Source organism: Allobosea sp. 2KB_26 (genome assembly GCF_052115715.1).
GTDB lineage: Bacteria > Pseudomonadota > Alphaproteobacteria > Rhizobiales > Beijerinckiaceae > Allobosea.
The window spans coordinates 81,380-96,339 of sequence record NZ_JBFRHE010000015.1 but is presented as its reverse complement, the minus strand read 5'-3'; the positions used below and the strand labels follow the sequence as shown (position 1 = coordinate 96,339).

Here is a 14,960-nt window from a genome sequence, read left to right as displayed (position 1 = left end):
ATGCTGAGCGTAGAAGACACGGCAAGCGCCGCCCGCGACGTCCTCGGTTCGGCGGCCACGCGGATCCGCCGGATCGACGTCATTCTGTTCGCGCAGGACATGGAGAACGTCGCCTTTGACGTCAGTCCGAGCGGCATCGACATGCCCGGCGTACGGACGACACGCAAACGCATCGCGGTCCGCATCGAAACCCAGGACGGAGCGCGCGGCGAATATGTCGGCGGACGCACGGACACGGCTCCACAGACCCAATTCATCGCGAAATGGATCATCGGGCGGGACTGCTATGCCCGCGAGACGATCTACGAGGACATCCGTCGCTGGTTGCGCAAGGAAGACCGGATCGGCGGCTGCCAGATCGACAACGCGCTCTGGGACCTGGCCGGCAAGCGCACAGGCCACTCAGTCAGCGATCTGCTCGGCGGCCATCGTGGCAAGCGCCTGCCGGCCTACGCCTCGACCTGGTTCGGCGGCGATGGCGGCGGCCTCGCCACGCCCGAGGCCTTCGCTGATTTCGCCGAGGAATGCTACGGCCTGGGGTATCGCGCCTTCAAGATGCACGGCTGGACCGATGGCGGTTGGCGGCGTGATGCCGCCGCGATCCGGCTTCTCGGTCGGCGTGTCGGCGGGCGCATGAAGCTGATGCACGATTCAGCCTGTCACCTGAAGACCTTCGCCGACGCCCTCGCCTGTGGCCGTGCCTGCGATGAGGCCGGCTTCTTCTGGTACGAGGATCCCTATAGTGACGGCGGGCTTGCTGCCCACGCCCATCGTCGCCTGCGCGAACTGATCAAGACGCCGATCCTGCTTGGCGAGCACGTGCGTGGGCTGGAAGCCATGGCGACACTCACTCTCGCCGACGGCACCGACTTCGTGCGGGCCGATCCCGATCTCGATATCGGCATCACCGGCACGATGAAGATCGCCCATTTCGCCGAGGCGCTGGGCCTCGATGTCGAGCTCCACGGCAATGGTCCGGCACATCGCCACGCCATGGCCGCCATCCGAAACACGAACTTCTATGAATTGGCCATGGTCGGGCCGTCGCGCGGCCAGGCTGTCGGCACGTTCTATACCGACGGATATTCCGACAAGCTCGACGCGGTCGCCTCAGACGGCTGCTTCGTCGTGCCCGACGGTCCAGGCCTCGGCGTCACCTATGACTGGGATTTCATCGAGAAGCACAAGGTCAGCCACAGCGTCTTCGAATGAGCGCGGCCGAAAGAGCCCGCCATTCCCACAGGAGGAAATCATGACACGCATCACACGACGCTCAGTCGTCGCGAGCGCCCTGAGCATGGCCGGCCTCAGTGCCGTGTCGCACAACGGCGCAGCCTTCGCGCAGGGCGCGACCGACACGCTGACGCTGCGGCTCCAGGCCCGCGACCTCGGTTCGATCGATCCAGCCCTGACCAAGACGGGCGACGACGAGACGATCGTGCTCCAGGTCTTCAACTCGCTGGTCAATACCAAGCGCGGCACCATGGACATCGAGCTGGCGGCGCTTCAGCCGGAGCTCGCGGAACGATGGGAGGTGTCGCCCGACAAGAAGGTCTGGACCTTCTATCTCAAGCCCGGCGTGAAATGGCACCAGGGCTATGGCGAGGTCTCTGCCGATGACGTGAAGTTCTCCTATGAACGACAACTCGACCCCAAGCTCGGCGGCGTGCACGGCGCCAGCTTCAAGGACATTGACACAATCGAGGTCGTCGATCCGCTGACGGTCCGTTTCGTCCTCAAGGCACCGAACGCGTTCTTTCACGCCTCGGCCCTGACGCCCGGTTTCGGCCGCTACATCGTGCCGCGCAAAGCCGTCGAAAAGCTTGGGGCCGAGTTCGGTCGCGCGCCGATCGGCAGCGGACCGTTCGCATTCGCCGAGTACCGTCCGCAGGAATCGATCGTCCTCAAGGCGAACAAGGATTATTTCCGCGGCGCGCCGCCGACCGAGACCCTACGTTTCCGCTACATTCCGGCCGACAACGCCGCAACGATCGCCTTTATCGGCAAGGAGATCGATCAGACCAGCGGCCCGCGCGAGCCGCGTTGGGTCGACCAGATCCAGAAGGCGCGGAGCGATGCCCAGATCAGCATCATGCAGCCCGGGAGCCTGCAATTCCTCCACTTCAACATGAAGATCAAGCCGCTCGACGACGTGCGCGTGCGCCAGGCCATCGCCTATGCAGTCGATCGCAAGGTCTGGAAATCTGTGTTCGGCGTGGTCCACGGCCCGCTGCCCACGATCGTCCCGGAAGAGTTCTACGGCGCCCTGAAGACAGCCGATATCCCCGCCGAGCTTCGCTACGATTACGATCCGATCAAGGCCAAGGCCCTGCTGGCGGAGGCCGGCCACCCCAACGGCTTCAGCATCGAGGCCTTGTCGAGCGAGCGCTCCGACTACAAGCAGAACATGCTGATGGTGCAGGACATGCTGCGCAAGGTCGGCATCGACGTGAAGCTCAAGATCATGGACCATGCGAGCTATCACGCCGCCATCCGAAAGGACGAAGGCACGATCGACATGCTGTCCACGGCGATCGCGCCGACGGCGCCCGCCGTGATCAACGAGTTCCTGCATTCGGCCGCGGCGGTCGGCAAGCCGGCATCGTTGCGCAATTTCTCGCATTACGGCGAGATCGGCGGCAGCGTCGACAAGCTCGTCGACGAGGCCGTCGGGTCGACCGATGTCGACCGGCAGCTGGCGCTGCTCAAGGAGGCCCAACTCCAGATCCTGCGCGACATGCCGGTGCTGCCGCTGCAGACCCAACCCCTGGTCAGCGCGATTCAGGGCCATGTCGACCTCGGCTACAAGCCGCTCAGCGGCTTTGGCCAATACGAATACGCCACGGCGCGGCGCGTAGCCCGCTAGGGCATCGGTCTGAAACCTGGAGAGCGGTTTTCGGGACAGCCGATGCAAACACAAGAGGTTGGATCACTGGGCGGATACGACATTCGGTCAGATGATCGAGCGCCAGGCGCCGGTGGCTTCATGCCGCCGGCCATGCCCTGAAAGGTTTGCGAGACGATGGGGCGGTTCGTTCTCAAGCGACTGGCCGATGCAATTCTGACCGCCTTCCTGGTCTTCTCCTTCGTCTTCTTCGCCATGCGGCTCCTGCCGGGCGATCCCGTCATCGCCATGCTCGGCGACCGCGCCAATGCCCAGACGATCGAGAATGTCCGCAGGACACTCGGGCTCGACCAGCCGCTCCTCGTCCAATATGGCCGCTTCCTCTGGGGGCTCCTGCATCTCGATCTCGGCCGCTCGCTCGTCAACGGGGTCGACGTCACCGCGACGATGCTGCGGCACCTGCCCTATACGGTCATGCTGACGCTCGCCTCGACCGTGGTCGGCATCCTGATCGGCGTGCCCGTGGGCGTCGCCTCGGCGATGCGCCCGAGTGGCGGCGTCGATCATTCGAGCCGGCTCGTCTCGCTGTTCGGCTCGGCCCTTCCGGATTTCTATCTCGGCCTCATCCTGCTCATCGTGTTCGGGCTGAAGCTCGGCTGGTTTCCGCTGCTCGGCGGTGGCGACACGCCCTTCGACCTGCGCTACCTCGTCCTTCCCGCGATGACGCTCGGACTGCTGAAGGGCTGCGGCCTGATGCGCCTCACCCGCACGGCCGTCCTCGACGTCTCGGGCCGCGACTATGTCCGCACGGCTCGCGCGCTCGGCACGCCGGAGCGGGTCGTGGTCTGGAAGCACATCGTGCGCAACGCGCTGATCCCGATCACGACGCAGCTCTCACTCATGATCGTCGCCACGCTCGGCGGCACCATTGCGATCGAACTCGTCTTCAACCGGCCGGGCGTCGGGCAACTGCTCGTCGGCGCGGTGACCGCCCGCGACTACAGCCTGATCCAGGGAGGCCTCGTGCTTCTCTCGGTCCTCGTCGTGCTGGTGAACCTTGCAACCGACCTGCTCTACGTGGTCATCGACCCCCGCGTGAAGGGAGCCTGACATGCTCGATCGCGTCTTCCTGGCCATCGCCGCCGCCATCCTGCTCCTGCTCCTGGTCGTCGTCGTGTTCGCCCCCTGGCTCCAGACGCATGACCCGCTGCTGCAGGACTTCGCCGCGGCCGATCAGGGTCTCTCCGCCGTGCATTGGCTGGGTGCCGACGAATATGGCCGCGATATCTTCTCTCGCCTGATCGAGGGAGCGCGCCTGTCGATTACGATCGGGGTGGCCGCGCCGATGCTGGCCGCCCTTGTCGGCATCAGCCTGGGCACGGCGTCGGCCTTCTTCGGCGGCTGGGCCGAGGCGATCGTCACCCGCCTCACCGACATGATGATGTCGTTCGATCCGCTTCTGCTCGGCGTGCTGATCGTCGCCTTGCTCGGCCCCGGCGTGCAGAACCTGTCGATCGCCATCGCGGCAGCACTCGTACCGTCATTCATCCGCCTCTCGCGGGCCTCGGCTCTGTCGGTCAAGCGGGAGGCCTATGTCGACGCATCGATCGCCATGGGGCGCGGCAAGTTCGGCACCATTGGAATGCATGTCCTGCCCAACATCGCTGGCCCCCTCATCGTCATGCTGACGATCTGGATCGGCTCGGCGATCCGCCTCGAGGCATCGCTCAGCTTTATCGGGCTCGGTGCCCAGGCTCCGGCCCCGTCATGGGGGAACATGGTGCGCGAGGGTGTTGCCGACATCTTCGGCTCGCCACTACCGGCCATATTTGCGGGGCTCGCGATCACGCTGACGGTCCTGGCCTTCAACATCCTCGGAGACCGCTTGCGCGACCGCCTCGATCCCGACCGGGTGACCGGGCGATGACGCCGCTGCTCTCCATCCGCGACCTCCAGGTCTCCTTCGGCGCGAAAAACGGCCCGGTTCAGGCGCTCCGCGGCGTCGATCTCGATCTGCACGCTGGCGAGTGCCTCGGCCTCGTCGGTGAATCCGGCTCCGGCAAAAGCCTGACCGCGCTGGCAGCGCTTGGCCTGCTGCCGGAAGCCGCCACCGTCACGGCCGGCCGCGTCATGTTCGATGGGCAGGATCTCCTGACCCTGCCGCGCCAGTCACTCGATGCGATCCGCGGTCGCCGCATCGGCATGATCTTCCAGGAGCCGATGACGGCGCTCAACCCGATCATGACCGTGGGCGAGCAGATCGGCGGGCCGCTGCGGCGGCATCTCGGTCTCTCCCGCGCAGTTGCACGCGCCCGCAGCATCGAGCTTCTGAGCCTCGTCGGCATTCCTGCGCCCGACAAGCGCGCCGCCGCCTATCCGCACGAATTGTCCGGTGGCATGCGCCAGCGCGTCATGATCGCGATGGCACTCTCCTGCGATCCGCAGGTCCTGATCGCCGACGAGCCGACGACCGCGCTGGACGTCACCATCCAGGCGCAAGTGCTCGACCTGCTGCGACGGCTGCGCCAGGAACTGAATCTTGCCGTGGTCATCATCACCCATGATTTCGGCGTGGTGGCCGAACTGACCGACCGGGTCGCCGTCATGTATGGCGGCCGGGTCGTCGAGGAGGCGACGGCCCTTCGCCTGTTCGATGCCCCCAGCCACCCCTACTCCATCGGTCTGCTGGCCGCGACGCCTTCGCTGGAGACGCAGTCCATGCGGCGGCTGCCTACGGTTGGCGGAGCTGTGCCACATCTGACCGAGATGCCGTTGGGTTGCGCCTTTCACCCGCGCTGTCCCGAATGTTTCGCCCCCTGTGCCAGATTGGTGCCGCCGCTGGAGCAAATCGAGGATGGTCACCTCGCCGCGTGCTGGGCGCGGCAGAACCAGCCGCAGGAGACGCCACAAGCGGCAGCGATGAGCGCGGGCGCGGCACCATGAGCGAACCTCTCCTGCGGCTCGAGGACTTGCAGAAGACCTTCGGCCGGGCTCCTGGCGGCATTCGGGCCGTCGACGGGGTGTCCCTTGATCTCCATCCCGGCGAGACGCTGGCCCTTGTGGGCGAATCCGGCTGCGGAAAATCCACGCTGGCGCGGCTTGTCCTACGCCTGACCGATCCTACCGGCGGGCGCATCCTGTTCGAGGGGCAGGACATCGCCGGCTTGTCGCAGCCCCGCATGAAGGCCATCCGCCGCGATTTGCAATTCATCTTCCAGGATCCGTTCTCGTCACTGGACCCGCGCATGCGGGCGGGATCGATCGTGACGGAGCCGCTGGCAGTGCATGGCCTCGTTTCGCAGCGGGGCGAGCGAACCAGCGCTGCGGTGCGATTGCTTGAAGCCGTCGGCCTCAGTGCCCGCCATATCGGCCAATGGCCCCGCCAGTTTTCCGGCGGGCAACGCCAGCGCCTGGGCATCATCCGCGCCTTCGCGATGCGGCCGAAGCTCATCGTCGCCGATGAACCGGTCTCCGCTCTCGACGTCTCCGTGCGTTCGCAGGTCATCAACCTGCTGCAGGATCTCCAGGACGAGCAAGGCACCGCCTATCTCTTCATCTCGCATGACATGGCGAGCGTAAAGCACATGGCGAGCCGCGTAGCCGTGATGTATCTAGGGCAGATCGTCGAGATCGCGCCGAAGAGCACCTTCTTCTCGGCCCCCCAGCACCCTTATAGCCACGCCCTCCTCTCGGCCGTGCCGATTTCGCACCCGGCAAAAGTCCGGGACCGGATCCTGCTGCCGGGCGATCCACCGAGTCCCGCCGCGATCCCCAAGGGATGTCGCTTCCATCCGCGCTGCCCGATTGCCGAACCCCGCTGCAGGACGGAGGTGCCAGAGGCGCGACCGGTCGGCGAAGGGCATCTGGTGGCCTGCCACTTCGCGTCTCCTTGGCCGCTCGGCGGCGGTGGCGGACGCCCACGATAAGATCGTTGAGTTGGAATTTGCCTGTAAGAAAACGGCGACGTTGGCTGTGAACTGCCTGGGATGCCCCGGAGTTGCTCGTGACGCTGACCAAGATCCATTCAAGTGACAGACTTAGTCTGTCGCAAGATAGGCGGTAGCCGCCGCTTCCAACGCTCCCCCGCAGGCAGAGCCCCGCTATTCCCGTAGCGCCGGCGCACCTTTGGAACTTCGGACGATACTCCCCCCGGGTCCGCGGTGAGCGCGTTCGATGCCGCAGGTGCCTGAACGAAATCTTCTGGATCGTCACGCTTCGGTGTCGATCTCTCGATCGACGGCATTTCCATCAGTTCCGGGGCGGGAGCTTTTGCGAGCGCGGGCAGGATCCGCTGAGCCTTCGCAGGTTCAAGCGAGTCCGGGGTGGCCGGCTTGGGTAATCGCTGCGGATCGATCTGCTGCGATCCGGGCTCTTGTTCGTTCGCGGAGACCTTCAGATCTAGGGTACCCCAAATAGATGGGTGCGGCTTTCTTTGGACGCGGCGTGTTTGTTTAAATTCAACGATGAAAGGCTTCTTGGGCGGCTTCATTGCTTTAGATGTCGCTCGATACTTTCATTGCCCGAATTGGGCTTGCAGGGATTACCGTTGTCTACGGTTATCCCTGTCGCCGGTCCAGATGCTTCGCAGGTACGCCGAGGCTCGATCGCAACTTGCCAAGAAGATGGGGCTTGGTCAGCAAAGGCGGAAGCGCTCACGGGCTGCCTGACAGCAGTCGAAATCGGAATGTGCCATCAATCAAAAGCCGCTCGGCGGAAAACATCGGGCGGCTTTTAATTTTCAAACTTTAAGGTTAGCCGCAGACTCTTTGCCACTGCGACGGTCGGCCTCCAAATCATAGGTGACCTTCTGACCTTCAGCTAAACCCCGAAGACCAGCGCGCTCCAAGGCAGTCGCATGGACGAAGACGTCTTTACCACCTGTGTCTGGAGCGATGAATCCATAACCTTTGGTTTCGTTGTACCACTTGACCGTTCCATTCGCCATTTTTGTTCCTATCGCTTTATTGTGACAACCCAACAAAGCGTAAAGCACCCCTCACCTTTTGCAAAGCGTCAGCATCAATCACTTTTTCTGACGGTTATCTAAGCGTTGGGAGCGGATTTAGCCGACACCTCTCAGGTTGCTTTAACCTTGAGTTTGACCTCTGAATTACTGCTTTCCTCAGCGGGTTTTGGTGTGCCATTATCGCCTTTTTGTAGCAATTGGCTCGCGATAACAAATCAATGACTACAAAGAACAAGCGGCAATTCGCGGCAGTGTGTTAGCGAAGCTGCAGAATCTATGCGTTTCGTAGCCGTCTGCGACAGAAGTACCTGTGTTCAACATGTTCTCCCGAAAGCTGCGAACTTCGAAGGCAGGCATGGTCGCTACTCGCCTGGAAGACTTCCTCGACATGATCACCACGGCGGCTTCGATTAGCGCCAAACTTGGTGGCGGCGCTGACCGCATGGTCGAGAACAAATTGGCATTCCACGCTGCTATTTGGGCAGCTGCGGATGCCTATGGGCAACTGCTCGGCGCCTCAATAGAAGAGACCACTGAGGGTGTTCAGCTGTATCTCAGTCGCCACGGCGACGCAGAAGAGACGCTCAAGACGATGCTAATAAGTTTTATGCTGCCCGAATTCGCTCCGTTTGTTCGGGCTACTGGCGAAGCGATCTTTGCAATCCGCGCCGAGGCTTCAGATAACGGCCTGGAACTGCGTCGCTTGACGGAGCTGGCGGAGCTAATCGCCGATTTCAAAGCGCGCCCTCAGCGCGGCAACTGATCCAAGCCCTCCGCGAATACCTGCAGATTTTCGCGAATACGCCCCGGATTTTGAAACTACCCTCGAAAAAATCTTGAATTATTAACCATACTTCGGCCATCCTCGCCAGATTATCCGCTGCGAATCGGAGTTTACCATGCGCGTTTTATTAATTGAGGACGACGCATCGATCGCGCAGAGCATCGAGATGTTTCTCAAGCTGGAGAACATCGAAGTCACCAAGACAGCCTATGGAGCCGATGGCTTCGCCCTCGCTCAGGCGGCGCCGTTTGACCTGATAATTCTGGATCTCGGTTTACCAGACATGCCAGGAATTCAGGTGCTCACGAAACTCCGAGCATCCTCCATCAACACTCCGTTGATGATCCTCTCGGGTATCAATGAGGTGCAACAGAAGGTCCGTTCGCTGATTGCAGGGGCGGATGACTACCTGACAAAGCCATTCCACCGAGACGAATTTCTTGCACGCCTGCGGACATTGGAGCGTCGCTGCAACGGGACCGAAAACCGCACGGTCCGGGTCGGAGACCTCTGCATCGATCTGGATTCAAAAACGGTTGACGTCGCCGGGAAGCCCGTTCGTTTGACTGGCAAGGAATATGAGATCGTTGCGTTCTTGGCGAGCCGCCGTGGGTTCACCCTGTCAAAGGAAATGATCCTCAATCACCTTTACGGTGGGATGGACGAACCCGAGCTCAAGATCGTGGACGTCTTCATCTGCAAGGTGAGACGGAAAATCGCAGATGCATCGGGCGGAGCGAACTACATCGAGACGGTTTGGGGACGCGGCTACATGTTGAACAATGCCGAGCCATCCCTCCAAATGGTTTCCTAAGGCCGATTCTCTGCTGTCTTCGCGGATAGCTTGTCTCGGTCGCGCGGGCAGCTTGGCCCGGCAGAGCTGACACCGGGCGCGCTTCAGCGCTCGCATTGGTGTCGCGGCTCATCTCCATGCCAACCACCTTGCCGAGTTCTCTGCCAGTGATCGGTTGCAGATTGGCGAAACTGCATCTGAGTCAGTGGCAGGCCAGCTCCCCTCGGAAAACCGGCTCGGCCTGATTACAAACCAAGCCTTGTCCGGCTGGTCATTCGGGTCGGTGTGCCAAAGGCTGACGCCATCGACGCTGGTCTCGTACCAGGCCACCTTCTTCGGAGTCTCCGGCATATTCCCGTTCCAATGGGCCATGGTCGGATGTCCTAAAGTCGAGAGGTAGATGACAATGCCGGATTCCTTCGGAATTGCCCCACTGGTCATGCCATCCCCCAGCGACCCATGGCGATTGGCGGTTCAAGGCGCGACGCTAGTCAACGACAATACTCGTCGTCGTCTTCCTCGTCGTCATCCAACTTGTGGTCGCCGTCCCGTGCAGTGAAGTCAGCCTCAAGTGCCGCTTCCGCGCATGCTGTTTATCGGCACAGCGCAGTAAACAACTCCTCGCACATATCGGGCGTCACGAGCATTAACAGAAGCAGCATCGTGAGCGCGCCGACAGGCCGTTCCGGGCTGTGTCGACGATCAGCAGAGTCGGATACCGCTCCACATCATCAGGATGAGCGCAGGCGCCAATTCGCCTTCGTGCGAGAAAGCCCGCTTGCGCGATCTCGCGCTGCTCATCCTGACTGTCGTCGCGATCAGGCCCCATGGAAGCTAGTGGGCCAAGGTGCCGAGGCGTGACGCGATGCGTCGCGTGCAACAAGCTGCGATACCTCAGCGAACAGGTCCATCGGCGCTCTCAGCGCCAAATCCGACAGGGAGAGGATACCGATCATCCGTTTCTCTCTGTTCATCACCGGAACATGATGGATCTGCTCCTCCGCCATGCGGCGCGTCGCATCCCTGACGTCATCGTCCTCGAAGCACCAGGTGATGCCCGCCGTCATGACCTTTCTCGCCTTTGTAGTGTTGGGATCGGCCCCTTCGGCGCAGCCACGGCCGGCAAGGTCTCTGTCCGTGATCATTCCGATAAGGCGATCATTTTCTCCCACCGGAAGGCACCCGATTTTCGCGTCGCGTATCTTGCGCGCGACCTCGGTCAGCGAGATGTCCGGAGAGATCCATTCTGCATGTGCGGTCATAGCGTCACGAACGAGCATGATAACCTCCTGCTCTGCGCGGCTTCGAGTCTGAGGCATGTCGTTCTCTGAAGGGATTGCCTGGTGGTCTCCACGCTGCGCCGGAATGCGCTGCGCCAGCCGAGCGCGCTATTCAGAAAACTGCCTTGGGCGCCGAAAGCGTGGTCCGGGAAAGGACTCTGGCGAAGGCCTGCCCCAGGGAGCGGCATGCTCGTGGATGACAACGGATCATCACGGGGCGACCACCATAGTGTGCGGCGACCAGGCAATTCGGCCCAGGCAGGTCCGGCTGCCGGGCCGGGAAGGCGTGCCCAGGCGTTACTCCGGGCCGCCGATCCAGTCGACCAGCAGAGCAGCGAGGCCGAAGGCAGCGCCGACGGAGCAGACAGCTGGCCAACCATTCCAGGCCCAGGCGATGCCGGCCAGCATCGAGCCGGTGGCGCCACCGATGAAGAAAATGCCCACGAACAACCCATTCAAGCGTCCGCGTGCCTTGGGCTGTAGCAGGTTGATGGCGCGGCGGCCGAGCGTTTGGTCGCCGGTTACACCGATGTCGAGCAGCACGGCGCTGACGCCCATCAGCGCAATCGGCACCCATCCGGTTGCGGCTACGGCGGAGCCTGCCCACGCCGATAGCGCCATCGCGCCGATCAGCACGAGGTGGCAGGCGATAGTGGCGGAGCGCGTCCAGCCACGATCTCCAGCGCGGCCGAACAGCGGCGTGACTGCGGCACCTCCGGCGCCCGCCAACGCAAACAGCGCAATGCCGCGTTGGCCGAGGTCGAAGGGCGACTGTGCAAGGCGCAATGCCACCGCCGTCCAGAACAAGCTGAACGCCGCCATTACCAGCGCCGCTGTCAACGCGCGCCGTCGCAGCATCGGTTCGTCGCGCAAAAGGCCGAGCAGCGAGGCGATCAGCGCGCCATAGGATGTTCTCGCTGCCGGAAGCCGTCGCGGCAAGCTGACAGCGAGGACGCAGGCGAGCAGAATCAGAGAAGCAGCGCTGAGGCCATAGAAGGCTCGCCAGCCCCAAGCATCGGCGACCAGGCTGGCCAGCGGACGCGCCAGGAGGATGCCGACCATCAACCCGCTCATAACGTCGCCGATAACGCGACCATCCTGTCCAGGTGGGGCCATGGATGCGGCGATCGGCACAAGGATCTGAATCGCGGAACAGGCGGCGCCCAGGACGAACAGCACTATCAGCAGCGCGTTTGCCGTAGGCGCCAATGTGGCAATACCAGCGGCCATTGCTGCCGCGATCAACATACGCAGGATTAGGGCGCGATTCTCGGCGAGATCGGCGAGCGGCACGAGGAAGAATAGGCCGGCGGCATAGCCAAGCAGGGTGGCCATGGCGACGAGGCCGAAGCCTGCGGCATCGACGCCGAACGATGGCCCGATTAGGCCAACTAATGTCTGCGGCGCGAACAGATTGGTGACGATGATGCCGACAGCGGTGGCAAATAGCACAGTCTGCGGGCCGGTAATTGTGGCGGCCGGCAAATGCGTGGACATTTGTCCGTCTTTCGTTCCTTGCATGGTCGATCCTCAACATTCCGCATATCGCTTTTTGCTTTTATGCGGAACCATCACCATGCTACAATTCAATAAATTCGATAATGATTATGCAGGTTGATTATGAACATCCATGACCTCGAAGCCTTTATCGCCGTGGTGGAAACCGGTTCGATCGTCGGTGCGTCAGCGAGACTTAACCTTACCCAGCCGGGTGTAACCCGCCGCATCCAGAACCTTGAGGACGCGCTGGCAACGGCGTTGCTCGACCGCCAGTCGAAGCCGCTGAAGCCGACAGCCTCCGGCCGTGAAGCCTATGAACATGGTCGGCGCGTGCTACGTTCGCTTGAGGATTTGAAGGCCGGCGTGTCGCCAAAGGGCGAGGTCAGGGGCGAGTTCCGGCTGGGCATTATGCCCTATCTCTCCGATGCCGCGCTGGCGATGCCGCTCGATGGCCTGCGCGCCGCGTTCCCGCAACTGACTTTACGCATCACCTCCGGCTGGTCGCCAAGGCTGGTCGAGCAGGTGGCGCGCAGCGAGCTCGACGCAGTGGCGGTGTGTCTCGCAGAGGGTTTGGCGCCGCCGCAGGAACTGATCTGCGACGATCTCGGCGCGCAAACAGTGCTGCTGGTTGCGTCATCCGACCTTGGTGTGCCGCGGGAAGCCGACCTTGCCACGCTGTCGCAATTTCCCTGGGTGATGAACGAAAATGGCTGTGGCTTTCGTACCTATATCCGCCAGAGCTTCGAGGCGGCGCGGCTGCCTTTCCAAGTTGGGGTGGAGGCTCTCAGTGTCGATCTCAGAATGTCGCTGGTGGCGCGCGGCCACGGCATCGGCATCGTCACCCCGGCCGCCTTCGCCGACGGCCGCTGGCGCGAGGGAGTTGAGGTCATCGACTGCCCAAACTTCAAGCCGCAAGTGCGCGCTTGGCTGCTGCACCGCCCCCCGGCAGGCAGGCTCGCGCGGCCGATTGAAGTGTTCCGCAATGCCTTGATCGATGGGCTTCAGCTTCCGATGCCGCAGTTATCGTAACACGGTGCTCAGAGCAGTGCTTCACGAGGCCTTACCAGTCCCCGAATGGAGCCTTGTGATCGAAGCCGTAAAAGTATACTTGCCGGCTTCAAAATCCAGTTTATTTTCCATCGCGGCTCTATCGATGCGGTCATTTCCGCTTGGCAGCGGGTTTGACTCGCGAGATCATTGCTCCGCGGCATATGTTGCTTTGGGTCTGGGGAAATGAGCGTCATCGCCATGCTTTATGCCCTTATCGGGCTTACGGCCCTGTTTGTCGTGGCTGTCTTCGCACACGCGGGGGACAAGAGCCCGCGTCAACGCCGGCTATACGATCAGCGGCACCGCCTCCTCTGCGGAGACCGTGAATCACATCTCAATCCAAATTAATAGGTCGTGAGCCTAGCGGCTTTGCCTAGCTCGGCAGCCTTATCTAGTCCCGCGGAAGAAGCTAAGCACCTGAGTTGCAGTCTTGCTGCTGGTGCGTTCGAAGCTCTTGCGAGCTATTTCGAACTCCCGGTCGAACCTCGGTTGGCCGGGGCGAAGTTCGATGAGAGCGCGGGTGGTTTCCCAAGACCATCCCATCGCCCGGGCTACCAGGAAGATGCTATCTCGGTTCTCGCCGCGGATGATCTGATCGGCAGTCGAGACCTCCAAATTGGCAAGCGTTGCGAACGCCCTCAGGACCTTCCCCGGGGCCTTTGCATGAGCGAAGTCGGTGATGCTCGACTCTGTGAGTTCGCCCTTCGCGGCGAGTTCCTGAATCTCGATGAGTTCACCATCGACGCTGGTGATACCGAGCGCAAACTGGGTAGTGGCGGCGACACTCTTGGCGCCGACATTGACCGCGGATTCGATCGCGCCGGCAAGCGATGGTTCAAGATCCTCCCTGAGACGATTGCGAGCGGACATCTTGGCGAGGTGGATGATCTGGCTGGCGAGTGCCTGCGGCAAGTCATGCCTCTCGGAAAGGGCGGACCGCAAGCGATGATCGGTTGCGGCTCGCATGACGAGGACGCCCATCGCTTGCTGTGAAAACTTGGCCGTCGTGTTCGCCGCAAGCGCGCGGGTTGCGACTTTTCCGCCTCGGAGAACGAAGAAGTCGCAAACGGGCTCACCGAGATCATCTCGCTGAGTCATGGCGAGGATGTGCTGTTCACCCTTCAGAGTGCCGATATCGATGAGATCCCTGTTCGAAAGCCGTTTCGAAACCTCAAGGACAGGCTTTGCCACCTCGATCTCGTCCATCGCCAGCCGACGGATTACGCCGGTGGGCGCGTTGGGAATGGGCGCGAGCTTCTTGGAGAGCTCGATACGGGCTTCGCGCTCGATATCTTCCGACACCCGGTCGATGATGGCGTCGAAGACGTCGATTTGAACTTCTTGCAGGCTCGGCGCCGCGTTGATGAAGAGGTCCGTGACCCGCTGTAGAATTTGTGCGCGGTCCGCCTCGGACCCCCTGATCAGGGTCTCCTCCAGTTCGCGCATCAGCGCGTCAACCGACTTCATTTCCATTCACCCCAGCCCCGTCGTCCGAACTCATCTCACCCCCGGACTAGGAAATGATTAGCGGGGCTGGCAAGTCGGCAGACATGGTTAGCTTTGGGTGGCAACGTTAGGCCGCCCCCTTTGGCCCCGCTACCTGGCCTCGATAGGGCCTTCGCAAAGGCCGCAGGCACCCGACGGCTCTGGAATTCGCCGTCGCCGTCTACGCCGCGGTGAAGATAGACCATATCGTCGTCCCGATAATACTCGGGCATGGATTTTGCCCATTCGACCTCGCG

At 62.2% G+C, this 14,960-nt stretch carries 13 protein-coding genes; 9 read left to right on the top strand and 4 right to left on the bottom strand.

Translation table 11 applies throughout. The features are described 5' to 3' along the window. The 6 genes from AB4099_RS28365 (at window position 1) to AB4099_RS28340 (ending at window position 6,771) form a co-directional block, all read left to right on the top strand. Complete coding sequence (locus AB4099_RS28365) at window positions 1-1,212, top strand: enolase C-terminal domain-like protein (protein ID WP_441480556.1); 1,212 nt, start codon at window positions 1-3, stop codon at window positions 1,210-1,212. Between the two features lie 40 nt (window positions 1,213-1,252). Continuing rightward, a complete protein-coding gene (locus tag AB4099_RS28360; RefSeq protein WP_441480555.1) occupies window positions 1,253-2,866 on the top strand; it encodes an ABC transporter substrate-binding protein in 1,614 nt (537 codons plus the stop codon). A 156-nt stretch (window positions 2,867-3,022) separates the two neighbouring features. After that, window positions 3,023-3,955, top strand: coding sequence for an ABC transporter permease (locus AB4099_RS28355; protein ID WP_441480554.1), 933 nt, complete (start codon window positions 3,023-3,025; stop codon window positions 3,953-3,955). A 1-nt stretch (window position 3,956) separates the two neighbouring features. Further along, window positions 3,957-4,772 carry an ABC transporter permease gene (locus tag AB4099_RS28350; RefSeq protein WP_441480553.1) on the top strand — a complete coding sequence of 272 codons (816 nt, stop codon included), beginning with the start codon at window positions 3,957-3,959 and terminating at the stop codon, window positions 4,770-4,772. Then, entirely contained in the window at window positions 4,769-5,788 is a 1,020-nt protein-coding gene (locus AB4099_RS28345) for an ABC transporter ATP-binding protein (protein ID WP_441480552.1), read from the top strand. Before AB4099_RS28350 ends, AB4099_RS28345 begins: the two co-directional genes overlap by 4 nt. Further along, the gene (locus AB4099_RS28340) at window positions 5,785-6,771 is read left to right on the top strand and encodes an ABC transporter ATP-binding protein (protein WP_441480551.1); all 987 of its coding nucleotides are present in this window, start codon (window positions 5,785-5,787) and stop codon (window positions 6,769-6,771) included. The genes AB4099_RS28345 and AB4099_RS28340 overlap by 4 nt, the downstream gene beginning before the upstream one ends. A gap of 812 nt (window positions 6,772-7,583) precedes the next feature. Here AB4099_RS28340 and AB4099_RS28335 read toward each other — a convergent pair. Further along, window positions 7,584-7,790 carry a cold-shock protein gene (locus AB4099_RS28335; RefSeq protein ID WP_441480550.1) on the bottom strand — a complete coding sequence of 69 codons (207 nt, stop codon included), beginning with the start codon at window positions 7,788-7,790 and terminating at the stop codon, window positions 7,584-7,586. A gap of 376 nt (window positions 7,791-8,166) precedes the next feature. On the opposite strand from AB4099_RS28335, the gene AB4099_RS28330 reads away from it, so the two are divergent. Then, complete coding sequence (locus AB4099_RS28330; protein WP_441480549.1) at window positions 8,167-8,574, top strand: hypothetical protein; 408 nt, start codon at window positions 8,167-8,169, stop codon at window positions 8,572-8,574. 136 nt (window positions 8,575-8,710) lie between these two features. Further along, window positions 8,711-9,409 carry a response regulator transcription factor gene (locus tag AB4099_RS28325; RefSeq protein ID WP_441480548.1) on the top strand — a complete coding sequence of 233 codons (699 nt, stop codon included), beginning with the start codon at window positions 8,711-8,713 and terminating at the stop codon, window positions 9,407-9,409. Between the two features lie 797 nt (window positions 9,410-10,206). Here AB4099_RS28325 and AB4099_RS28320 read toward each other — a convergent pair. After that, window positions 10,207-10,668 carry a CBS domain-containing protein gene (locus tag AB4099_RS28320; protein WP_441480547.1) on the bottom strand — a complete coding sequence of 154 codons (462 nt, stop codon included), beginning with the start codon at window positions 10,666-10,668 and terminating at the stop codon, window positions 10,207-10,209. A 297-nt stretch (window positions 10,669-10,965) separates the two neighbouring features. Further along, on the bottom strand, window positions 10,966-12,189 hold the full coding sequence (locus AB4099_RS28315; protein ID WP_441480546.1) for an MFS transporter: 1,224 nt from the start codon (window positions 12,187-12,189) through the stop codon (window positions 10,966-10,968). 99 nt (window positions 12,190-12,288) lie between these two features. Between AB4099_RS28315 and AB4099_RS28310 the strand changes: the two genes are divergently transcribed. After that, window positions 12,289-13,197 carry a LysR family transcriptional regulator gene (locus AB4099_RS28310; protein WP_441480545.1) on the top strand — a complete coding sequence of 303 codons (909 nt, stop codon included), beginning with the start codon at window positions 12,289-12,291 and terminating at the stop codon, window positions 13,195-13,197. Between the two features lie 408 nt (window positions 13,198-13,605). On the opposite strand, the gene AB4099_RS28305 is transcribed toward AB4099_RS28310, so the two are convergent. Continuing rightward, a complete protein-coding gene (locus tag AB4099_RS28305; RefSeq protein ID WP_441480544.1) occupies window positions 13,606-14,685 on the bottom strand; it encodes a DUF2336 domain-containing protein in 1,080 nt (359 codons plus the stop codon). Window positions 14,686-14,960 lie beyond the last annotated feature (275 nt).